This window comes from Streptomyces scopuliridis, from assembly GCF_042790125.1.
Taxonomy (GTDB): domain Bacteria; phylum Actinomycetota; class Actinomycetes; order Streptomycetales; family Streptomycetaceae; genus Streptomyces; species Streptomyces scopuliridis_A.
On sequence record NZ_JBHTZS010000005.1, the window covers coordinates 309,579 to 331,606 of the forward strand.

At 70.9% G+C, this 22,028-nt stretch carries 20 protein-coding genes; 5 read left to right on the forward strand and 15 right to left on the reverse strand.

Annotated features, from left to right (window positions below):
- Positions 1-1,200, reverse strand: a complete 1,200-nt coding sequence (locus ACFRKB_RS10410; RefSeq protein WP_383104933.1) for a cytochrome P450 — start codon at positions 1,198-1,200, stop codon at positions 1-3.
- A gap of 195 nt (positions 1,201-1,395) precedes the next feature.
- Between ACFRKB_RS10410 and ACFRKB_RS10415 the strand changes: the two genes are divergently transcribed.
- Positions 1,396-2,064 (forward strand): TetR/AcrR family transcriptional regulator, encoded by a 669-nt coding sequence (locus tag ACFRKB_RS10415; RefSeq protein ID WP_383104935.1) that lies wholly within the window; start codon positions 1,396-1,398, stop codon positions 2,062-2,064.
- Between the two features lie 32 nt (positions 2,065-2,096).
- On the opposite strand, the gene ACFRKB_RS10420 is transcribed toward ACFRKB_RS10415, so the two are convergent.
- The 4 genes from ACFRKB_RS10420 to ACFRKB_RS10435 form a co-directional block, all read right to left on the reverse strand.
- Positions 2,097-2,474 carry a toxin Doc gene (locus ACFRKB_RS10420; RefSeq protein ID WP_249953644.1) on the reverse strand — a complete coding sequence of 126 codons (378 nt, stop codon included), beginning with the start codon at positions 2,472-2,474 and terminating at the stop codon, positions 2,097-2,099.
- On the reverse strand, positions 2,474-2,713 hold the full coding sequence (locus ACFRKB_RS10425; RefSeq protein ID WP_383104937.1) for a hypothetical protein: 240 nt from the start codon (positions 2,711-2,713) through the stop codon (positions 2,474-2,476). The genes ACFRKB_RS10420 and ACFRKB_RS10425 overlap by 1 nt, the downstream gene beginning before the upstream one ends.
- 77 nt (positions 2,714-2,790) lie before the next feature.
- Positions 2,791-4,161 (reverse strand): SLC13 family permease, encoded by a 1,371-nt coding sequence (locus tag ACFRKB_RS10430; RefSeq protein WP_383104939.1) that lies wholly within the window; start codon positions 4,159-4,161, stop codon positions 2,791-2,793.
- Between the two features lie 92 nt (positions 4,162-4,253).
- Positions 4,254-5,039 carry an IclR family transcriptional regulator gene (locus ACFRKB_RS10435; RefSeq protein WP_383104941.1) on the reverse strand — a complete coding sequence of 262 codons (786 nt, stop codon included), beginning with the start codon at positions 5,037-5,039 and terminating at the stop codon, positions 4,254-4,256.
- Between the two features lie 98 nt (positions 5,040-5,137).
- On the opposite strand from ACFRKB_RS10435, the gene ACFRKB_RS10440 reads away from it, so the two are divergent.
- Positions 5,138-6,304, forward strand: coding sequence for a pyridoxal-phosphate-dependent aminotransferase family protein (locus ACFRKB_RS10440; RefSeq protein ID WP_383104943.1), 1,167 nt, complete (start codon positions 5,138-5,140; stop codon positions 6,302-6,304).
- A gap of 28 nt (positions 6,305-6,332) precedes the next feature.
- Positions 6,333-9,299 (forward strand): FAD-binding and (Fe-S)-binding domain-containing protein, encoded by a 2,967-nt coding sequence (locus ACFRKB_RS10445; protein ID WP_383104945.1) that lies wholly within the window; start codon positions 6,333-6,335, stop codon positions 9,297-9,299.
- Between the two features lie 69 nt (positions 9,300-9,368).
- On the opposite strand, the gene ACFRKB_RS10450 is transcribed toward ACFRKB_RS10445, so the two are convergent.
- Genes ACFRKB_RS10450 through ACFRKB_RS10475 form a run of 6 tightly spaced genes read right to left on the reverse strand, consistent with a single transcriptional unit; the run spans position 9,369 to position 15,432 of the window.
- Entirely contained in the window at positions 9,369-10,226 is an 858-nt protein-coding gene (locus tag ACFRKB_RS10450; protein ID WP_383104947.1) for a phosphogluconate dehydrogenase C-terminal domain-containing protein, read from the reverse strand.
- A gap of 2 nt (positions 10,227-10,228) precedes the next feature.
- A complete protein-coding gene (locus tag ACFRKB_RS10455; protein WP_383104948.1) occupies positions 10,229-11,026 on the reverse strand; it encodes a sugar phosphate isomerase/epimerase family protein in 798 nt (265 codons plus the stop codon).
- Positions 11,026-11,811, reverse strand: a complete 786-nt coding sequence (locus ACFRKB_RS10460; RefSeq protein WP_383104950.1) for a triose-phosphate isomerase family protein — start codon at positions 11,809-11,811, stop codon at positions 11,026-11,028. The genes ACFRKB_RS10455 and ACFRKB_RS10460 overlap by 1 nt, the downstream gene beginning before the upstream one ends.
- Positions 11,811-12,299 (reverse strand): ribose-5-phosphate isomerase, encoded by a 489-nt coding sequence (locus tag ACFRKB_RS10465; protein ID WP_383104952.1) that lies wholly within the window; start codon positions 12,297-12,299, stop codon positions 11,811-11,813. The genes ACFRKB_RS10460 and ACFRKB_RS10465 overlap by 1 nt, the downstream gene beginning before the upstream one ends.
- Before the next feature lie 27 nt (positions 12,300-12,326).
- A complete protein-coding gene (locus ACFRKB_RS10470) occupies positions 12,327-14,057 on the reverse strand; it encodes a dihydroxyacetone kinase family protein (RefSeq protein ID WP_383104954.1) in 1,731 nt (576 codons plus the stop codon).
- 1 nt (position 14,058) lies between these two features.
- Positions 14,059-15,432 (reverse strand): MFS transporter, encoded by a 1,374-nt coding sequence (locus ACFRKB_RS10475; RefSeq protein ID WP_383104956.1) that lies wholly within the window; start codon positions 15,430-15,432, stop codon positions 14,059-14,061.
- A 266-nt stretch (positions 15,433-15,698) separates the two neighbouring features.
- On the opposite strand from ACFRKB_RS10475, the gene ACFRKB_RS10480 reads away from it, so the two are divergent.
- Complete coding sequence (locus ACFRKB_RS10480; RefSeq protein ID WP_383104957.1) at positions 15,699-16,469, forward strand: FadR/GntR family transcriptional regulator; 771 nt, start codon at positions 15,699-15,701, stop codon at positions 16,467-16,469.
- Positions 16,470-16,536: 67 nt separating this feature from the next.
- Here the strand turns inward: ACFRKB_RS10480 and ACFRKB_RS10485 are convergent, their stop codons facing one another.
- On the reverse strand, positions 16,537-17,829 hold the full coding sequence (locus tag ACFRKB_RS10485; RefSeq protein WP_383104959.1) for an amidohydrolase: 1,293 nt from the start codon (positions 17,827-17,829) through the stop codon (positions 16,537-16,539).
- Between the two features lie 167 nt (positions 17,830-17,996).
- Here ACFRKB_RS10485 and ACFRKB_RS10490 point away from each other — a divergent pair, with 167 nt between their 5' ends.
- A complete protein-coding gene (locus ACFRKB_RS10490; protein WP_365971312.1) occupies positions 17,997-18,173 on the forward strand; it encodes a thiazolylpeptide-type bacteriocin in 177 nt (58 codons plus the stop codon).
- 146 nt (positions 18,174-18,319) lie between these two features.
- Here the strand turns inward: ACFRKB_RS10490 and ACFRKB_RS10495 are convergent, their stop codons facing one another.
- From ACFRKB_RS10495 to ACFRKB_RS10505, 3 genes are read right to left on the reverse strand one after another with little or no spacing between them, the layout of a single operon-like run.
- On the reverse strand, positions 18,320-20,272 hold the full coding sequence (locus ACFRKB_RS10495; protein WP_383104961.1) for a TOMM precursor leader peptide-binding protein: 1,953 nt from the start codon (positions 20,270-20,272) through the stop codon (positions 18,320-18,322).
- Positions 20,269-21,024: an ABC transporter permease gene (locus ACFRKB_RS10500; protein ID WP_383104963.1), complete on the reverse strand. Its 756-nt coding sequence runs from the start codon at positions 21,022-21,024 to the stop codon at positions 20,269-20,271. The genes ACFRKB_RS10495 and ACFRKB_RS10500 overlap by 4 nt, the downstream gene beginning before the upstream one ends.
- On the reverse strand, positions 21,021-22,028 hold the full coding sequence (locus ACFRKB_RS10505; RefSeq protein ID WP_383104964.1) for an ABC transporter ATP-binding protein: 1,008 nt from the start codon (positions 22,026-22,028) through the stop codon (positions 21,021-21,023). Before ACFRKB_RS10505 ends, ACFRKB_RS10500 begins: the two co-directional genes overlap by 4 nt.

Sequence of the window (22,028 nt, forward strand, 5' to 3'; positions counted from 1 at the left end):
TCACCACCCGACCGGCATGGTGCGCGGGCCCCGGACGATCATCTGCTGCTTCCAGACGATGTCCCCGGCCAGTCGCAGACCGGGCAGCCGGGTCAGCAGCGCGCGCAGCGCCTCCTGGAGTTCCACCCTGGCCAGCGGCGCGCCGAGGCAGTGGTGGACTCCGTGTCCGAAGCCCAGATGCTGGTTGACCTCGCGCTCGACGTCCAGCACACCCGGTGAACTGAACCTGAGCGCGTCCCGGTTGGCCGCGCCCACCGCGACCAGTACCGGCTCCCCCGCGTGGACCAGCGTGCCGCCGACCTCGATGTCCTCGGTGGCGTAACGGGGGAACGCCGCGCCCGCGCCGAGCGGTACGAAGCGCAGCAGCTCCTCGACGGCGCCCGGGATCAGCGCGGGCTCCTCGCGCAGCCGCCGCAACTGCTCCGGGTGTTCGAGCAGCGCGTAGACGAAGTTCGGGATCTGGGTCGCCGTGGTCTCGTGGCCGGCGATCAGAATGCCGACGCACAGATCGACGAGCTCCGTCTCGGAGAGCCGGTCGTCCACGTCACGCGCCTGGATCAGCGCGGACATGAGATCGTCGGCGGGCTCCTCCCGGTGCCGGGCGATCAGCCCGCCCATATACGCGCGCAGCTCCTCGCGCTTGGTGGTGAACTCCTCGGGGGTGAGCCCGCTGGTGGACAGCGCGGCGTCGCTCCACTCGCGGAACAGCGGGCGGTCCTCCGCCGGCACACCGAGCAGCTGGCAGATCACGGCCACCGGGATCGGCAGCGCGAAGTCCTCGACGAGGTCCGCGGGCGGCCCGGCGGCGATCAGATCGTCCACGAGCCCGTCGGCGAGCCGGGCGATGTCGGGCCGCATCTTCTCGACGCGGTGGACGGTGAACGCCTTGGCCACCAGGGTGCGCAGCCGGGTGTGGTGCGGCGGGTCCATGCTGAGGATGCCGCCGACGCGCTGCTCCGCCCACTGGCGGGGACCGTCGTGCCGCTGCTCCTCCGCACGGCTGAACCGGCGGTCGCCCAGCACGAGCCGGGCGTCGGCGTAGCGGGTGGCCAGCCAGGCCGGTTCCCCGTACGGCAGCTGGACCCTCAGCAGTCCCGGGAGGTCACGGGCGTGTGCGTATGCCTCGGACAGCCCGATCCCGTCGGTCCGGTTGAAGGGGTAGCTGACGGGTCCGGGGGGTGCGTTCTGTACGTCGGTCATCGGAGAGCCCCGATCACGAGTCGTTGACGCGGCTCGTTTCACGCACGGTCGACGCGTGCACGGGCCGCAGAATGTAAGCGCTCGATTACAAACGGTAGGAGGGGCGTCCGGCTCCGTCAACTGGGCCTCATGACCAGTGGATTCGGCCGGTCACGGCACTACCGTGTCCGGTGCACGGAGTACGGGAGGTGCGACATGGCCCACCAGGGGCCCGAGCGACGGCGCAACGCCGCGGAGACGAGACGGGCGCTGCTCGACGCCGCCACCACGCTTTTCGCCGAGCGCGGTTTCGACAGCACCACGGTGCGGGACATCGCCGGCCTGGCCGAGGCGAACCAGGCGCTGGTCTTCCGCTACTTCGGCTCGAAGGAGGCGCTCTTCGAGGAGGTCATGGCGGGGGTGGGGCGGGAGCAGCTGGCCAGCACGCCCGCGGAACGCCTGCCGGCCACGGTGCTGCGCGATCTCCTGGCGCCCGCCGCCGACCGGGACCGGTCCCTGGAAGCGTTCCTGCGGTCGGGGGGCGGCGGCGGGGCGGTCTCCGCCGTGCGCGAGCAGCTGGGCGAGGAGTACGCGCGGGTGCTGCGTACGCTGACCGCGGGCCCGGACGCGGCGTTGCGCGCGGATCTCGTGCTGGCCTGGCTGCTGGGCATCGGTCTGCTGCGGGTGGTGGCGCCCAAGGAGCCGCTGTCGACGGCGGACGCCGCCGAGGTGACCACGCTGGTGCTGGGCGCGGTGAGCACACTGCTGGAACGGGTCGACCGGGCCCCGGCACCCGCACGGGCTCAGGTCACCGCGCCCGCACCGGCCGCTGTTCCCGCCCAGGCTCCCGCTCCGGCTCCGGGGCGGCAGCCACAGGGGACCTGATCGCGGACCTCCCGCTCGGGGCGCCGCGCGTGTCAGATGCGCCAGCCCCGGATCTGGTCCGCCGCCTGGTACACGCTGGCCTTGCCGGACTGGATGGCCCGGACGAGTTCGACGAGCGCCCCGTACGGCGGATCGATCCCCTCGCCGGACGCGTGCATGTACGCGGCGGCGACCTGGCAGGCGTACAGGCTGTTGCGGTACGGCAGGGGCTCCAGGCGCACCAGCGTGTGAATGAGCGCCGCCGCGCGCCAGGCCACATCCGGCTCACTGGTCGCCGGGCGCGGGATGCGGGTCTTGTGGCGGGCCACGGCGGCGACCAGCGCCGAGTAGTCGGCCACCGAGACATCTTCCGGAACGGCCTGTTCCTGCACGTCCAGGAGCCAGGCCACGTCGATGTACAGCACCGGCATCAGGCGGCTTCCGCCCGCCTCCCGCGCCGCGTTGGTGGGACCTCGTTGGCGAAGGCCTCGTCGAACTCGCTCCGGTGCTGCTCGCCCCAGCTGACGGCGTAGCGGACGAACTGGAGACGCTGCTGCTCGCGGAGGGGCAGGTCATGGACGTACTGCTTGAGCGACTTGCCCTCGGCGGCGGCGGCTGCGCGGACCGCCTCCAGCTCGTCGTCGGTGAAGCTGATGTTGAGTGACGGCATATCCGTACGGTACCTAACTGGTACCGAACAGGGAAGCGGCGTGTTCACGGCGTATTCACCGGGCTCCGGCGCCGCCCTCAGAACCAGCCCGGGACGACGAACACTCCCCAGGTCACGGCGGGCACCACCACGGCCATCGCGAGACCCCAGACCATGAGACCGCGGAAGACCGTGTCCCGCCGGGCCTCCGGCGCATTGGCGACCACCAGGGCGCCACTGGTCGAGAACGGCGAGGAGTCCACCACCGACGCGGAGATCGCCAGCGCGACGATCAGCCCGACCGTGCCGACCTGGCCGCCGAGCAGGAAGGGCACCGCCAGCGGGATCAGCGCGCCCAGGATGCCGGTGGTGGAGGCGAAGGCGGAGACGACCGCCCCGATGAGACAGATGAGCAGGGCTCCCAGCAGTGGGGTACGGACCGACGCGACGCCCTCGCCGAGGTAGTCGATGGTGCCGATCCGCTCCATCAGGCTGACGAACGTGACGATGCCGCAGACGAGCAGGACGGTCGACCAGGCGCACTTGTCGACGGCTCCCTTCGCCGACTCCGGTGAGACGAGGGAGAGGACGACCGTCACGGTGAGGGCCATCAGCCCGACGTTGAGGTCGAAGAAGAGGGCTCCGACGACCAGGCTGAGCAGGCCGAGGAGGGTGAGCACCCGGGCACGGTCGAGGGTGGGCGGCGGCTCCTCGACGGGCTCGTCGACGACCGCGACGGCCGGCCCGCCGCCGCTCGCCGGCGCCACCGCCGTGGCCGGCGCCGAGGACCCGGATGAGGAGGAGGGGCCGGAGGACGGGGAAGACCCGAAGGACCCGGAGGGCTCCGGGGACGCCTCCCGCCGCCCCAACAGGGTGCGTCCGCCGAACAGGAAGAACACGAAGAGACTGAGCGCGACATTGAACAGGAACGAGCAGAGGAACAACAGCGCGGGATTCCCGGGCAGATCGTTCCGTGCCATCACACCGTTGGTGATGCTGCCGAACACACTGATGGGCGAGAAGCCTCCCGCGCTGGCGCCGTTGATGATGAGCAGGCCCATCAGAAGCGGATTGATGTGGTAGCGCTTCGCGAATCCCAGGCCGATCGGGGCGACGAGCGCGACGGCCGCCGGTACCACCGCGCCGACGGCCGTCAGCACGGCGGTGACCAGGAACATGATCCACGGGATGAGCGCGATCCGGCCACGCACCGCCCTCATGGACCCGTGGACGAGCCAGCTCACCGTGCCGTTGCTCTTCGCGATCGCGAAGAGAAAGGTCACGCCGACCAGCACCACGAACAGATCCCCGGGGAACCCCGCGAAGATATCGTCTGCGGATTCATGCACGAACACGGTTCCCACCACAAACGCGACCACGATGGCCAGTGCGCCCATGTGCACCGAGAAAACGGTGGCAACTGTGAATATCAGTACGAGACCGATGAGGGAGATGACGTGATCTGACACAAGGCTTCCTCGCCTTCAGTCCGGCTCCAATGTTTCCGCGATACGGAATCCCGTTTCCGCAGTCGGAAGTATGGGAGCGGTGTCAGAAGGCGTCAAGAGTCATGACCTGACGGTCCGTCACCTCCGGGCGGGGTACGGGCGCCCCCCAGCGCGGAGCCGACCGCCGCCGCGGCCTCCCGCACCAAGAGGCCGTAGGCGGACTGGTTTTGGCTGGTCAGACGACTGGTCGGGACATTGACACTGATGCTCGCGACCGGCTGCCCCGAGCCGCCGATGACGGCCGCCGCGACCGCCGAGACATCCGTACGCCATTCGCCGCCGTTCGTCGCGTATCCGCGCTCCCGGATCTCGGCCAGCTCCGCGAGCAGCCGCTCCGGATCGGTGATCGTCGTGCCGGTGAAGCCGGACAGTCCCTCGGCGAGCCGCCGGTCGATGACCTCGGCGGGGCTCGCCGCCAGCACGGCCTTGCCGTTGGCGGAGGCGTGCAGCGGCAGGATCTGGCCCAACGGCAGGATGATGCGCACCGGTTGGGCCGTCTCCAGACGCTCGATGAGCACGACCTTTCCGCCCTCGGGCACGGCCAGATGGACCGTCTCGTCGGTACGACGGCGCAGGTCCTCCATCACCGGTACGGCGACATCACGCAGCCCCAGTTCGCCGGTGGCGTGCCGGCCGACATGCAGCGCCTTGGTGGTGACCATCCACCGGGTGGGGGCGCCGCCCGCCGGGCGGATCCACCCCGCGGTGTGCAGCGTGACCAGCGCGCGCTGGACGGAACTCTTCGGGAGTTCCATGGCCCGCGCCAGGTCCGCGACCCCGACCGGCTGACGCGCCGCCACCTCCTCCAGCGCCCGGAGCGCGTTGAGGACGTTCTGCATCCATTGACTCCTTCCACAACCGAACCCTATGCTCCGCCGTGCCATCACACGATACGCCGTGCCGTCTTACGGCACAACTCTTGAGGGGAGCCGTTCGCATGACCTCCCGTACCGGCCGCCACTTTCTCCAGATCCCGGGCCCCACGAACGTCCCCGACCAGGTGCTCCGCGCCATGTCGGCGCCCACGATCGATCACCGCGGCCCCGAGTTCCAGGCCCTGACCCTGCGTCTGCTCGACGCGGTCAAGCCGGTGTTCGGCACCTCGGGCCCGGTGGTGATCTATCCCGCCTCCGGTACCGGCGCCTGGGAAGCCGCGCTGGTCAACACCCTGAGCCCGGGTGACCGGGTGCTCTGTTTCGAGACCGGCCACTTCGCCACGCTGTGGCGGGACATGGCCCTGAGCCTCGGTCTGGAGGTGGAGTTCGTGCCCGGGGACTGGCGCCACGGCACCGACCCGGAGACCGTGGCCCAGCGGCTGGCGGCGGACCTCACCCACACCATCAAGGCGGTCTGTGTCGTCCACAACGAGACCTCGACCGGTGTGACCAGCCGGATCGCCGAGATCCGGCAGGCGATCGACGCCTCGGGTCACCCGGCGCTGCTGCTCGTGGACACGATCTCCTCGCTCGGCTCGATCGACTACCGCCATGACGCATGGGGCGTCGATGTCACGGTGGCGGGATCGCAGAAGGGGCTCATGCTGCCCCCCGGCCTCAGCTTCAACGCCGTCAGCCAGAAGGCGCTCGCCGCCTCGCGCACCGCCGGGCTGGCCAAGTCGTTCTGGGACTGGCAGCCCGTCATCGAGTTCAACCGGCGCGGCTTCTTCCCGTACACCCCGGCGACCAATCTCCTCTACGCCCTGGAGGAGGCCCTTCGTATGCTCGCCGACGAAGGTCTGGAGGCGGTCTTCGCCCGGCATGCCCGGCACGCCGCGGCGACCCGGGCCGCCGTCCGGGGCTGGGGACTTGAGGTGCTCTGCGCCGACGAGCGCGAGCACTCGGGGTCACTGACCGCGGTGCTGCTGCCCAGCGGCCAGGACGCCGACAAGGTGCGCGAGATCATCCTCGACCGGTTCGACATGTCCCTCGGCGCGGGCCTCGGCAAGCTCAGCGGCCGGGTCTTCCGGATCGGGCATCTGGGCCACTTCAACGACCTCACCCTGGCCGGGACGCTCGCCGGGGTGCAGATGGGCCTCGAACTCGCCGGCGTACCCATCGACCGGCGCGGTCTGGGAGACGCCCTCGACGTGCTGCGTTCCCGCTGACGGTCCGGACCATGTGGAGCGAGTGAACATGACAATGATCAACTCGGACGCCCCCGCGACCGGCGGTGCGGCGGCAGCGGACCTGGCACACCGTCTCCGGCGGGAGCTCGACGGTGATGTGCGGTTCGACGACTACACCCGGCATCTGTTCTCGCGGGACGCGAGCATGTACGCCATCACCCCGGTGGGTGTCGTCTTCCCACGCCACGCCGACGATGTGCGGGCGGCGGTGGCGGCGGCCGGGGAGTACGGCGTACCGCTGGTGCCGCGCGGGGCCGGGACCAGTCTGGCCGGCCAGACCGTGGGCCCGGGACTCGTCCTGGATCTGTCGCGCCATATGAACCGCATCCTGGAGATCGACGACGGCCGCCGCACGGCGCTCGTCCAGACCGGGGTCGTCCAGGACCAGCTGAACAGAGCGGCGGAACCGCTGGGGCTGATGTTCGGTCCTGACACCTCCACCAGCAACCGCGCCACCGTCGGGGGGATGATCGGCAACAACTCGGCGGGCAGCGGCTCGCTGCGCTACGGCATGACCATCGACCATGTCCGGGAACTCGACGTCGTCCTCTCCGACGCGAGCCGCGCGCTGCTGGCGCCGGTGGACGAGGCGGAGCGCGCGCGCCGGGCCGCGCGGCCCACCCTGGAGGGCAGCCTCTACCGGCGGCTGCCGGAGATCGTACGCGCCAACTCCGAGGCCATCGCGGAGGGTTTCCCGGAGTTCTGGCGCCGGGCGTGCGGCTACCGGCTGGACCGGATGGCGCGCCCGGACACCCCGTTCGACCTCGCCAAGTTCGTCGTCGGCTCCGAAGGCACGCTCGTCATCGCCACCGAGGCGCTGGTCGATCTCGTACCCAAACCGCGCCACACCATGATCGCGGTCGGCCACTTCACCAGCACGGCCGCCGCCATCGAGGCCACCGAGGACGCGCTGGCCTGCGATCCGGCCGCGGTGGAGCTGATGGACCGGACGATCCTGGACCTGTCCCGGCAGAAGATCGAGTACGCCTCGCTGAGCACCATCCTCGAAGGCGACCCCGACGCGCTGCTCTTCGTCAGCTTCACCGGGAACGACCAGCGGGAACTGCTCGCCGGCATGGAGCGGCTGACCACGCTCTGGGCCCGGCACGGCCACGGCTATCACACCCTCCAGGCCATCACCCCCGACCAGCAGACCTCCCTGCTCAAGGTCCGTAAGTCCAGCCTCGGTCTGCTGATGGCGGCCGGTGAGGGCACCCGCCGTCCGCTGGCCTTCGTGGAGGACACGGCCGTCGATCCGGTCCATCTCCCCCAGTACACCAAGCGTTTCAAGGAGGTGCTCGACCGGCACGGGCTGACGGCCGGCTTCTACGGCCACTGCTCGGTCGGCTGTCTGCACATCCGCCCGTTCGTGGATCTGACCGACCCGGGACAGGTCGACACCATGCGCGCGGTGGCGGTGGAGATCAAGGACCTGGTCACGGAGTACGGCGGCGTCAACTCCAGCGAGCACGGCGACGGTCTGGCCAGGAGCGAGTTCAACCGGGAGATCTTCGGCGAGCGGCTGTACGAGGCGATGCGCCAGGTCAAGCAGGTCTTCGACCCGGACAACCGGATGAACCCGGGCAAGATCGTGGATGCGCCCTCGATGACGGACAACCTCCGTGACCGGGCGCTGCCCCCGGCGGAGCCGCTGCGAACCCGCCTCTCCTTCGAGGTGGTGGGCGGGATGCGGGGCGCCGCGGACCGGTGCATGAACATCGGGCTGTGCCGCAAGAGCGGTACGGGCGCCATGTGTCCCTCGTACATGGCCACCCGCAATGAGGAGGACTCCACCCGCGGCCGGGCCAACGCCCTGGTCAAGGCGCTCTCCGAACCCGATCCCGGTAAGGCGCTCGGGGACGAGCGGCTGCACGAGATCCTTGATCTGTGCCTCATGTGCAAGGCGTGCAAGAGCGAGTGCCCGCTCGGTGTCGACATGGCCACCCTCAAGGCCGAGTCGCTGTCCCACCATCACGATCTGCACGGAGTGCCGCTGCGGTCACGGATCTTCGGCTCGATCCGGCTGCTGAACCGGCTCGGTTCGCTGGCGGCGCCGCTGTCCAATCTGCCGGGGCGGCTGCGCCCGCTGCGGCTGCTGCTCGACCGTCGGCTGGGCATCGCCTCCGAGCGTCCGCTGCCGGTGTTCGTACGGCGCGATCTGGTGCGCTGGTTCCGTAAGCACACGCGCGGCGCCGGCGCACCGGGCCGTCCGGTGGCCACGCGGGGGACGCTCACGTTCCTCGCCGACTCCTTCACCACCTTCACCGAGCCGGACATCGGCCGCTCGGCGATCGAGCTGCTGGAGCTGGCGGGGTGGCGGGTCCGGCTGGAGAGCCGGGGCTGCTGCGGCCGGTCCAGTCTCTCCAAGGGACTGGTCGACGACGCCAGGGACAAGGCGTTCGCGCTCGCCCATCTGCTCACCGAGACGACGGAGCCCGGCTCACCGATCGTGGGCTGCGAGCCGTCCTGTCTGATGACGCTGCGCGACGAGCACAAGGCGCTGCTGCCGAACGACTCTGCCGTCAGGGACATCTCGGGGCGGGTGCGCCAGGTGGAGGAGCTGCTGGTCGAGGCGGTGGACGACGGCCGGCTGCGGCTGCGCGAGGACTCCTGGCTCGCCGGACGCAGACTGCTCTACCACGGGCACTGCCACCAGAAGGCGGAGGTCGGCACCGCCGCGACGATGAGCCTGCTCAGCCGTATCCCCGGGGTGCGGGTGTCCGAACTGGACGCGGGATGCTGCGGGATGGCGGGGTCCTTCGGCTTCGAGTCCGAGCACTACGAGGTGTCCATGACGGTCGGCCGGGACCGGCTCTTCCCGGCCGTCGAGGCGGAGCCGCCGGAGACGGTGGTGGTGGCGACCGGGGTCTCCTGCCGTCAGCAGATCTTCCACGGCACGCGCCGCGACGCGTGGCATCCCGTCCAGTTGCTGCGGGAGGCGGTGGAACTCACCGGTCCGTCCTCCGGACGCTGAGGCCGGTACGTACCGACGGCCTCCCCGGCGGGCGCGCCGGGGAGGCCGGGAGACCGGTGACGGGCGTGGTCAGCGCTTGATCTCCTTGATCCGCAGCATGCGCGTGATGACCTTGTCCAGCTCGTCGTCCTCGAAGACCTTCTTCCAGTCGTCCTTGACGATCGACTCACGGCCGTAGTCCATGGCGATCAGACAGGCGTCGGAGAACGGGTTGTCGCCCTTGAGGGTGTTGGCCAGCGCCACCTGGGTGTGGCCGAGGAGCATCGCGCGGGCGGCCTTCTCGGGCACGCCGACGGTGTGGACGGTCTCGTGCAGCGCTTCGGTGAGCAGCGCGCCGACCATGCAGGCGATGGTCTCGACCAGGGTCGGTTCCAGGACGGCGAGCTGCTTGACCGTCACCCAGTGCACATCCACGACCGGTGCGTACATGGTGCGGATCACGGACTCGGCGAGCTCCTGGACGGCCGGGTCGGGCCCCTCGAAGGAGGCGACGACCTCCTGCGGCGCGGCGATGCCGCCGAAGGTGTCGGCGTACTCCTCCTTGGTGGTGCGCTCCAGGAAGACGGAGGGGTGGCACGGGTGCGCGACGGCGTTGTGCACGTCGTCGCGGCGGGTCAGCAGACCCGCGTACGCCGCCGCCGGGTCGAGGGTGAGCAGGACGGAACCGGGCTTCATCACCGGCACGAGCTGCTCGGAGACGACGCCGAGCACGACGTCCGGCACGGCCAGGATGACCACGTCCGCCCGCGCGGCGGCCTCGGCGGAGTCGGTCAGTTCGCGGCCGAGGCCGCGGATCAGCTCCTGGCCCTGGGGCGAGTTCTCGGCGAAGAGCACCCGGAAGTCGCTCTTGACGAGGTTGTCGGAGACGCGCCGGCCCATCTTTCCTGCGGCACCGATGACGGCGACGGTCTTGTTCTCGATGGCCATGACTAACTCCTCTGAAGTGTGCTGATGCAGTGCCGGGTCCACTGGTCCTCGATCCCGGCAGTGGTCTCGAATCCGTCGTCCTGCCACGGAAGCCAGTGCTCCACGATCTGGTTGATCCCCCGCTGCTCCGGCCGGACGGTCGCGGTCAGATGGGCGTAGTCGAGCTGTCCCTCGCCCAGCGGACAGCCCGCGTAGGTGAAGCCGACCCAGCCGTCCCGCCGGGTGAAGGCGAAGTCCTTGACATGGATGTTGACGACATGGGGAGCCGTCGCCTCGACGACGTCCCGGGGACGTTCCAGCCGTGCCACACAGTTGCCCGGGTCGAGCACGACACCCAGATGGGGGTCGTCGACCGCGCGGACGACGGCGAGGAGATCGTCGGTGGAGACCTGCTCGTAGGTCTCCAGGCCGAGCGTCACGCCCCGCTCCGCGTACGCGGGGACGCTCGCGCGCAGCAGCGCGGTCGCCTCGACGGTGTCCGGCCGGTGCCCGGCGGTGTTCATCATCGAGCGGACGAGCGTGACGTCCAGCTTGCCCGCCAGTTCGAGATAGCGCGCGAGATGGTCCCGTCCGATGCCGCGGGTGCCGAGTTCCAGGGTGATTCCCAGGTCCTCGGCGGTGGCGCGGATGTCCGCGAGCCGGACGTCGTCATAGGTCTCGATCAGCGGGTAGTCACAGATCTGGAAGACCTCGCCGCCCAGTTCCCGGGTGTTGACGAGCATCCGCTCGACGGTCAGGGGCTTCGGCGCGCGGGACGAGATGCGCCAGAAGTACGCGTAGGTGCTGAGTCCGTACGCCATCAGATGCCCGCCTTCGCGGTGCGGCCGCTCATCTCGTCGAGGATGCTCTCGACGGCGCCCGGATCGTGGGCGAAACGCCCGAGGAACAGTCCGTCGACGCCTTCGCCGAGGCTGCCGAGGAGTCCGGGGCCGGCGCTTCCGCCGTAGATCACCCGGCTGCCCGCGTAACCGGGGCGCTCGGCCAGCCAGGAGGTCAGGGCCGCGCAGACGGTGGTGATGTGTTCCGGGGAGGCGGGCTTCGGTGCGCCGATCGCCCACTGCGGTTCATAGGCGACGACGACTTCGCCGCCGTCACCGCCGTCGTGCTGGGCGGTGGCCAGGATCCGTTCCAGCTCGGCGACGGTACGCTCGGCCGCCTCCGCCGGGCCCGCCGGGTCGAGTTCGCCGACGCAGAGCACCGGCGTGAGGCGGTTGCGCAGCGCGGCGGCGGTCTTGGCCGCGACGACGGTGTCGCCCTCGCCGAAGAGACGGCGCCGTTCGGCGTGGCCGACCTCCGCGTAGGAGCAGCCGATCTCCTTGAGGTACGGGCCGGAGACCTCGCCGGTGAAGGGGCCCCGGTCGTCGGTGGCGAGGTCCTGCGCGCCGACGTGGACGCCCGTACCGGCGAGGAGGGAACGGAGCGGGACGATCGCCGGGAAGGCCGGCAGGACGAACACCTCGGTGCGGCCCTCGGTGACGGCCGGGTGCCGGGCGGCGATCTCGCCGATGCGGCGGGCCCAGTTGAGGGTTTCGTGATGTCCGAAGTACATCTTCAGACTCACCCCGAGCAGGGTGGCGGCGGACATCAGGCGGCGGCTTCCTCGTCGGTCGCGTCGTCGGTCTCGTAGTCGTTCATCAGCTGGACCTTGGCGGCGGAGGCGGACGACTCGTCGAAGCGGTAGGTCAGCCACTCGCCGGCCAGCCGGCGGGCCAGCTCCAGACCGACGACGCGCTGGCCGAAGGTGAGGACCTGCGCGTTGTTGGAGAGGACCGCGCGCTCGACGGAGAAGGAGTCATGGGCGGTGACGGCGCGGATGCCCTTGACCTTGTTGGCGGCGATCGCCACCCCGAGGCCGGTGCCGCAGACGAGCAGCGCGCGGTCGGCCTCGCCGCGCGCGACCATCTCGGCGGCGGCGATGGCGATCGTCGGGTACGCGGTGTGTCCGTCGCTGTCCACACCGACATCGGTGACGGTGGCGACCAGATCGCTCCGCTGAAGGTCGTTCTTCAGTGCTTCCTTGTAGTCGAAGCCGGCGTCGTCCGAGCCGACGACGATCCGCAGCTTGTCGCTCATGGGGTGTTGCTCCTCGGTGGGTGGTGGTCAGTGCGTGGCGAGTACGCCGTGCACGGCGCGGACGATCAGGGCAAGGGAGTGGGCACCGGCGTCCGGGGTCCCGAGGGACCGCTCGGCGTGCGGCCTGGCCCGTCCGATACGGGGGACGAGACCGGCGGTGGCCTTCGCCGCGTCCTCAGCGGCGGTCGCGGCGCGGTCCCAGGCGGCGGTGAGCGCCGCGCCGTCGGCGACGGCCCCGGCGAGGGTGTCGGCGAACGGTACGAGGACGTCCACCATCGTCTTGTCGCCGACCTCGGCGCCGCCCAGCCGGCGCACCGCGGCGGATGCCTCGGACACACCGTCGGCCATGGCCTGGGCGGTGGGCGCTTCGGTGTCGCCCAGCGCGGCGCCGACCGCGTGGAGCAGTACGCCCCACAGGGCGCCGGAGGTGCCGCCGGCCCGGTCCGCCCAGGCGTCGGCGGCGGCGGCGACCGCCGTACCGGCGCCCGCGCCGGCCCCGGCCGCGCGGACGGCTGCCGTATGCGCGGCCTCGGAGCCGCGGCGCATCCCGATGCCGTGGTCGCCGTCACCGGCGACGGCGTCGATACGGCCCAGTTCCCCGGCGTGCGTGTCCACCGTGTCCCTGATGGCCCGCAGCGCGGCGACGGCCGTGGTCGCGGCGGTGCGGGACGCCTCGGTGGCGGCCGGAACGGCCGCGTCCGGCGCGTCGGTCCGTATCTCCTGAGCGGATCCGGCGGCGGGCGCGGCGGTGACCTCGCCCTTGCGGTAGGCAGGGGTGTCGGCGCCGGCCGTCCACAGCGGTTCGAGTTCCCCGTCCAGCCAGCACAGGGTGAGCGAGACGCCCGCCATGTCGAAGCTGGTCACCAGCTCGCCGACCTCGGGGTCGACCACCTCGACACCGGCCTCGTCCAGCAGTTGGGCCACCCGCCGGTAGACGACGAAGAGTTCCTCGTACTTGACGGTGCCGAGCCCGTTGAGGATGACGGCGGCGCGCTCGCCGCGCGGGTCCGTGACACCGTCGGGCAGTTCGGCGAGCAGCGCGGAGACGAGCAGTTCGGCGGCGCCGTCGGCGCTGGGCACCTCGCGCTCGCCGATGCCCGGCTCGCCGTGGATCCCGAGACCGACCGCCATCCTGCCCTCGTCGACGGTGAACAGGGGGTGATCGGCGCCGGGGAGCGTACAGCCGCTGAAGGCGATCCCGAAGGAGCGGGTACGGGCGTTGGCGTGCCGGGCGGCGGCGGCCACGCCGTCCAGGTCGCGGCCCTGTTCGGCCGCCGCGGCGGCCGCCTTGAACACCGGGAGGTCACCGGCGATGCCGCGCCGCTTGTCCAGGTCGGCCCGGTCCGCGCTGGAGATGTCGTCGGTGACGGAGACGCAGCGGGTCTCGATGCCCGCCGCGTTCAGCTGCTCGGCGGCCTGCCCGAAGTGCAGTACGTCGCCCGCGTAGTTGCCGAACATCAGCAGCACTCCGCCGCCGGCGTGTGCCTGTTCGGCGACGGTACGGACCTGCCGGGCGGACGGCGAGGCGAAGACATTGCCGACCGCGGCGCCGTGCGCCAGCCCCGGGCCCACCAGACCGGAGAAGGCCGGGTAGTGGCCCGAGCCGCCGCCGATGACGACGGCGACCTGGCCCCGGGGGGCCGGTGCGCTCCGTACGACCCCGCCGGACACGGGCCGTACCCAGCGGCGGTGGGCCGCGACGAAGCCTTCGAGCGCCTCGTCGGCGAAGGCGGCGGGAGCGTTGAACAGGCGGGTCATGTCAGTGCACCTCAAGAAGCGGCTGGTCCGCGGGGTGGGAGGGGTCGGCGGGCCGGCGTCGGGAGAGGGCGACCATCAGGGCGGCGGACAGCAGCATGAAGCCGCCCACGACGAACATGGGGAGGGTGTAGCTGCCGCTGAAGTCCTTGAGCCAGCCCGTGATGTAGCCGGCGGCGAAGCCCGCGACATTGCCGGCCGTGTTGATGAGGGCGATGCCCGCCGCCGCTGCCGCGCCGGCGAGGAAGCGGGAGGGGATCGACCAGAAGACCGGCAGCGCGGCGAAGATCGCGCAGGCCGTGACGGTGATGACGGCGATGGTCGCGGCCGGGGAGCCCATGTAGAGCGCGAGCGGGATGGAGATTCCGCCGACGACGGCGGGGCCCGCGACATGCCAGGTGCGGGTTCCGTGCCGGGTGGCGTGGCGGGACCAGAAGAAGAGGACGACGGCGGCCGGCAGATACGGGATGGCCGTGATCAGTGCCTTGTCCATCACGCTGAACGACGTGCCGAAGCTCTCCTGGAACCCCTCGATGATCGTCGGCAGGAAGAAGGCGAGCGCGTACAGACCGTAGATGAAGCCGAAGTAGACCAGCGCGAGGACCCAGACCCGGCCGCTGCGGAATGCCTCCTTCAGCGCCTCACGGCCATGGCCGCGCTCCGGGCTGCCGGTCTTGGTGGCGTTCTCCGCGGCGAGTTCGGCGGTCAGCCACTCCTTCTCGGCGGTGGAAAGCCACTTGGCGTCGGCGGGGCGGTCGATCAGATAGAACCAGGCGACGACGCCGAGCACGATCGCGGGGATCGACACGAACAGGAACATCACGCGCCAGCCCTCAAGGCCGAACAGACCGTGGTGGCCGATCAGCCAGCCGGCCAGCGGGGCGCCGATGACGGTGGTGAGGGGCTGTGCGAGGTAGAAGAGCGCGAGCACCTTCGTGCGGTGCCGGGTGGGCACCCACAGGCTCAGGAAGAGGATCGCCCCGGGGAAGAACCCGGCCTCGGCGACCCCGAGCAGGAAGCGCAGGACGTAGAGCTGTTCAGTGTTCTGCACCCAGGTGAAGAGGAGGGAGACGATGCCCCACGTGACCATGATCCTGGCCAGCCAGCGGCGGGCACCGAAGCGGTGGAGCGCCATATTGCTGGGGACTTCGAGGACGATGTACCCGATGAAGAAGACGCCGGAGGCGAATCCGAACTGCGCCGCGGTGAGCGCCAGATCCTTCCCCATGCCGTTCGGTTCCGCGAACGAGACGGCGGTGCGGTCCAGATAGTTCACGAAGAACATCAGGGCCACGAAGGGGACAAGCCGGATCGAGACCTTCTTGATGGCTGATCTCTCGACGGCGGATGGCGCGGACGGCAACGCGGTGGCACCCATGGCGACTCCTCGGCTGCGCCGGACAGCTCTGTCCGGACTCGGGGCACAGTCGGCAGCGATCGTGGCTGAAACAGGGCGCAGCACCTGCTCGACCGACTGATGTGTCTTCAACGTAACCCCCGGAAGAAAATTGGTCACCAATTGACCAATGTGGCGAGGGTCACTCTTTGAGTGACCTACATCTCTCTTGACAAAGGCGTTCGCGACGCGCCGACGGGGTACTGGCGGACACCCGTGAGCAGCGGGAATACCCATCTGGTGTACTGGTGACCGTGACCAGTCAGCCCGATCAGCATCCGTCCGGTTCACCGGATCTCGCCCAGCTGCTGCGCCCGGTGGTGCGCGAGTCCTCGGTCAGCGAGGTGGCCAAACGGCTTCTCGATCATCTGTCCGCGGGTGACATCAAGCCCGGCACCCGGCTGCCCGCGGAGCGCCAGCTCGCGGAGGCGCTGGGGGTCGCGCGCTCCAGCGTGCGCGGCGCGCTCTCCGCGCTCGATGTGCTCGGCATCATCGAGATCCGCCCCGGCTCGGGCTCGTATGTACGCGAGGGGACCTCGGAGTTCCTGCCGCGCGCCATCAACTGGGGCCTGATGCTGGGGCAGCGGCGCACCCAGGACCTGGTGGAGGTGCGCACGCACATGGAGGGCGTGTCGGCACGGCTGGCGGCGGAGCGCGCCACCGAGGAGGATGTGGCGCGGCTGGAAGCGCATCTCCAGCGGATGCGCGACGCGGGTACCGATGCCGCGGCGTTCATCGACGCCGATATCGCCTTCCATCTGGAGACGGCGAACATCGCGCGCAACTCGGTGCTCAGCGACATCCTGCACAGCATCCGCGCGCTGCTCCAGGTGTGGATGGAGCGGGTCAGCGATCTGGAGGGGACCGTCAGCGGCACGCTCTGCGAGCACGACGCCGTGCTGGACGCGATCCGCGCCCATGACCCCGACGCGGCGAACGAGGCGATGGCGGAGCACATGCGCATGGCCAACGCGCGCCTGCGGGAGTCCATCGGCTCGGACGGTCAGCCGGCCGGCTGACCGCCGCCGGCCTCAACTGCCCGCGCCCCGGGCCCGTTACCCGTCCGATCGCGGAGTGCCCCGCGGCTCAGTCCGCGGGTCCCGTGCCGCCCTTCAGCCAGCAGAGCGCGGCCGCCGTCATCGCCGTGATCCCGGCGGGCAGCGCGGTACGGACGTCCGGGGCGAACTCCGGCGAGTGATTGGGCGGGAGGGCCGCGAGCTTCTCCTCGGCCGATCCGGGAGTCCGCGCCCAGGTCCGCGGACCCACCGCGCCGAACATCCAGTAGGCGAGCGGAATCCCCGCCATTCCGTGGACGGACACCCCCGCGTCCCCGTACAGCGGGAAGTCCTCGCTCGCCATGGCGGGCGGCCAGAGCGCCACCCGTTCGCGGCCGTAGAGCCGCAGATGGGCCTCGCGTACGCGCTCCGTGGCCCCGGGGTCGGGATGGGTCACCGGGGAGCGGGAGACGACCGTGATCTCCGGGTCGCGGGGACAGCCGGACGCGGCGCACTCCGCCCGTACGATCCGCTCCACCGAGGCCGCCATCCGGTCGAGCGCGCCCTCCGACATGGCGCGGACGGTGATGCCGAGCGCCGCCCGGTCGGGGATGAGGTTGCCGCCGGTTCCGGAGTGGAAGGAACCGACGTTCAGCGCGGCCGGTTCGGTGGGGGCTGACTCGCGCGACACCACACTCTGGAGCCGCAGGACCGCCGCCGCCGCGGTGACCACGGGATCCACCGCCAGTTGCGGGGTGCCGGCATGGCCGCCCCGGCCGTGGATGACGGCCTCGAAGCCGACGCTTCCGGCGAGCATCGGACCGTACCCGTGGGCGACCATGCCGCCCGGCAGCGGGGCGGTGTGCTGCGCCAGGACGACATCGGGCCGGCCGAAGCGCTCGTACAGTCCGTCCGCCAGCATGGCCCGCGCCCCCGAGAGGGTCTCCTCCGCGGGCTGGCCGACGATCACGACCGTCCCGCGCCACTGGTCCCTGGCACCGGCCAGCAGCGAGGCCGCGCCCGCCGCCGCCGCCAGATGCAGATCGTGGCCGCAGGCGTGCATGACCGGGCCCTCGCTCGCGTACGGCAGCCCGGTCCGCTCCGTGACCGGCAGCGCGTCCAGTTCCGCGCGGATCAGCACGCGCGGTCCTTCGCCATTGCGCAGGACGCCGACGACGCCATGGCCGCCGACCTCGCCCGTCACCTCATAGCCCGCTTCCGCCAGCCACTCCCCCAGCCGGGCGGCCGTGCGCCGTTCCTCACCGGAGAGTTCGGGATGGCGGTGCAGGTCCAGATAGAAGGCGACCGCCGGACGGAGAATCCGCCGCACCCCGTCCAGGACGGGGGTGTTCTCGCCGGGGTACGCGACGGGTACGTGGTTCACCCGGCCCATCGTGCGGCACGGGCACGGCGGGTGACCTACAGACCGCTGACACGATCGGTCAGTGGAAGACCTGCCGATGTGGAAGTGGGGTGGGCTGGAATACCTGTGGCACGACAAGGGACCGCCGGGGAAAGCCCGGTGGCCCGGCCTCCCTCTTAGGAGTCACCATGGCTGACAAGAGCACCCTCATCTCCCTCGCCGACGAGATCATGGAGCTGGAGTCGGAGACCTTCGAGATCTCGGACTACTCGGACGCCAGCGAGGTCGTGCTCGCGGGCTCCACCAGCTGCAGCTCGACGTCGACCTGCTCCTCGACCACCAGCACCACCTCCTGCAGCGCCTGATCCAGCGCGCCCCGCACAACGGGCGGGCGGTACCTGCGACCTTCCGCGCAGGTACCGCCCGCTTTGCTGTGTCCGGCTGCTCTCCCGGGCTGTGATGCCCGGCTGTGGTGCTGTCCGGCTGTGGTGCTGTCCGCCGCCGGTCCGGTTTACGGGAACGGATGCGGCACGAGCCGGATCTCCGCCTCCGTCAGCTCCCGGTCGCGCAGCCCCGCCCGGAACGCGGCGCTCCGCAGTCGCGGCATCCGCGGCGCGCGCTGACGTGACCAGCCGAAGTCGATCGGCAGCAGACCGGGGACGATCGTGGCGACCGTACGCAGTCCGATGCGGTGCTGCTCCGGGGTGGTCTGGTCGACGACGATGACATCGTGTCCCGCCCCCGCCAACGCGTCACGGCAGTACGCGACATCGTCACGCAGATCGCCCGTACGCGGTCGCTCCCGCTCCTCCCAGTCGCGGTACACCTCCGTCATCGGCCGCACGGCGGAGGGCTCCAGATAGCTGCGCACATGCTCCGCCATCCTCGGCAGACCGTAGAGCTGGGCGTGGTCCTTGAGGTGCAGTACCTTCCCGAAGTCCTCGGCCATGGCCTCCAGTTCGGCCCGGCGCTCGGCCACCTGCCGGGGCAGATGCGGGATATACGTGAGCACTTCGGAGAGCGCCCCCTCCAGCGCCGCCGCCGGGTCCAGGCTCGCGCCGGCGCCGAAGGAGAAGGTGCCGGGGCCGCCGTCGCGCCGTACCGCCAGGCCCGTGACGACCGGTACGCCGAGGTCGATCCGGTTGTCGAAGGCGTGGACGTCATAGCCCTGGAGCGCGGCCCGGTCGATCATGGTGCGGACGGTACGGTTGTCGAGCGAGCCGAGATCGATCTCGGTGAGCGGGGTGGCGCCGTACCAGGCCACCAGGAACGCGTCCCGCTCGATGAGTTCGAGGAGCCCGCCGAGGATCGCCTCCTCCAGACAGCCGCCGATCGCGCAGCCGTTGGAGCATTCGAAGACGAAGTTGTCGGAGGCGAGGCCCGCGCTGTAGTGCACGAGCCGGGCCGGGACCAGGACGGGCCGCTCGTCGCGCAGGGAGTGGCCCCAGACCCAGGGGATGGGCCGGTCCGGGTCGAACGGGCTGACCATCGGGTCGTCACGGTAGGTCTCGGGCGCGTAGAAGCCGCACGTGGCGGGGTCGAGGGCGTCCTCACCGAGGTCGCTGTAGGCCGCGGTGAGCAGTGTGGTGCCGGTGCGCCGGTGCGTGCCCGCGTACCGCTCCAGGCCCTCCAGATAGGCCAGATCACGGCTGGCGTCGAAGCCGTTGGCCTGGCCGCTCCAGGTGACATCGGTCAGCCCCGCGTAACCGCGCATGAAGACGCTGCCGGCGACCGGCGCGGTGGTCGGTGAGGTGACATTGATCCAGGTGCCCGCGCCGAGGACCCCGGAGACCGGGTTGGCGAGCGCCATGGCCGGCATCGGGTACGCGGACGCCGGGCGCAGCCGGTAGGTGTCAGGAGCGGGCTTCGGCCGGCTCACCGGACCGAAGCCCTCGGCGGCCGGAGCGTCCGTGCCGCGCGGCCCGCAGTGCGGGCAGAGCGGATCGGCGAGCAGTGGATAGGTCCGCACCTCAAGCGTGGCGAGGTCGAGCTGCGAGACCTGCGGGAGGGACCGGTCGGCCGCGCCGGGCCCCGGCGGGAGCACGGTGTCCGGGAGGAACACGGCGCGGTGCAGTGCCTCCACCGCGTCCAGGGCGTACGGGGTGAGCCGCGGCCAGTGGCCGGCCGCGCGGGTGCGTGACCCGGTCTCCAGGGCATCCCGCTCGGTGCGGGTACGCAGCCGCTGCCAGCGCATGGCGAGACACTGGCCGCAGGCGGCGGACGCGTCGTCGCCGCCCCAGGGGCCCACCAGCACGGCCCGCGAGGTGAGATGGACGGTGGCCCCGGGGCGTACGGCGGCATGGCGGTCCTCGCCGCGATGGCCGAGTACGTCACCGGCGCCGAGCGGGACCACGGTCGGCGCGGCGGCCGGGGCGAGCCGTTCGGCCAGCTCCCGCCGCAGCAGCTCACGCGCGGCCTCCAGCGGAACGCCGTCCACCGCCGCTTCGGTCGTCGTCGTGGTCATGTGGAGTTGCTCCAGCGGAACGTCTTCAGGGCCAGCGCCCCGAAGATGACGGTGAAGACGGCGAGTCCGCCGCAGCCAAGGGCGATGTCCCCGAGGTCGCCCTTGCCCGAAAGGGCCGCGGACACCGCGTCGTTGAGATAGCGCAGCGGCAGCACCCGCGAGACCGACTGGAGCCAGGACGGCATCATGTCCAGCGGCAGGAACGAGCCGGAGAGGAAGGCCATCGGCACCATCAGACAGTTGGCGATGGCCGCGACCGCCTCGGGCGTGTTGGCGTACGAGCCGATGACCACGCCGATGGTGAGGAACGCCGTGATACCGAGCACCAGCACGGGCAGCGCCAGCGGCCACCGCGCGTCCAGCTCCAGGCCGAACAGCGGCAGCATCGCCACCGCGATGAACACCACCGCCTGGAAGATCCCCACGCCGAGGGCGAGCACATAGCGCGAGCCGAGGACCGACGACAGCCGGGTGGGGGTCATCCGGATCAGCCGCAGCAGATCGTCACGGCGCCACTGCATCAGGGTGAAGGCCACACCGAAGACGGCGGCGTTGGCCACGCCCCAGGACATCACACCCGGAGCGATGTAGGAGATGTACGGGCGGCCGGTCTCCCCCACCTCCTGGCCCCGGAAGATCAGTCCGAAGACGACCAGGAAGAGCAGCGGAAAGGCGAAGGTGAAGAAGAGGGTCGCCTTGTCCCGGACCTGTGCCCGGTAGCCGGCCCCCGTCAGTGCTGCGTACGCGCTCATCCCTGCTGCTCCGTGTCGTTGGTGTCCGTGGTGGCTGTGGTGACTGGGGTGGCTGTGGTGTCGGGGGTGGCGGCGCCGGTCAGTTCGAGGTAGACGTCCTCCAGCGTGGCGGTGCGGGTCTGGACACCGTCCAGGCCGCCGAGGGCGTCGACCGCCTGGAGGACCTTCCCGGACTCCGCCGTCTCCAGGACGAGGGAGCCGCCCTGCTCGGTGACCCGGTCGACCCCCGGGATGGCCGCCGCGTCCTCCTGGCTCATCCGTTCCGCCGGGATCAGCAGTCGGGTCGGCGCGCCGGCGGCGGTCACCAGATGGTGCGGGGAGTCCAGCGCCACGACCGAGCCGCCGACAAGGATCGCCACCCGGTCGCAGAGCGCCTCGGCCTCGTCCAGATGGTGTGTGGTGTAGACGATGGTGCGGCCCTCGCTCTTCAGCTCGCGCAGCACCTTCCACAGCTCACGGCGGGCCTGCGGGTCCAGGGCCGCGGTCGGCTCGTCCAGGAAGATCAGCTCGGGGCCGTGGACCAGGGCCGAGGCGATGGCCAGGCGCTGGCGCTGGCCGCCGGAGAGGTTCTCGACCATGACATCACGCTGATCGGCCAGCCCGACCGTGTCGAGCGTGCTGTCCGCGTCGGCGCCGCTCGCCCCGTACAGGGCGGCGACAGTACGCAGATGCTCGCGCGCGGTCTGGCGCACGAAGAAGGCGGAGGACTGGGTCTGGACGCCCAGCCGCGGCAGCAGCGCCACATTCCGCGGCCAGGGGGACTGGCCGAGAACCGAGACGGTTCCGGAGTCCGCCTGCCGCAGGCCCTCCATGATTTCGACGAGGGTGGTCTTCCCCGCGCCGTTGGGGCCGAGGAGTCCGAAGAACTCCCCGCGGCCGACCTGGAGTGACACCCCGTCGACGGCCTGCCGGTCCCCGTATCGTTTGCGTACGTCCTCGACGACGATCGCCGCTCCGGTGGCCGTCTCGTGCGGCACGGACGCCATGGTCCTGGCCTCGCTCAT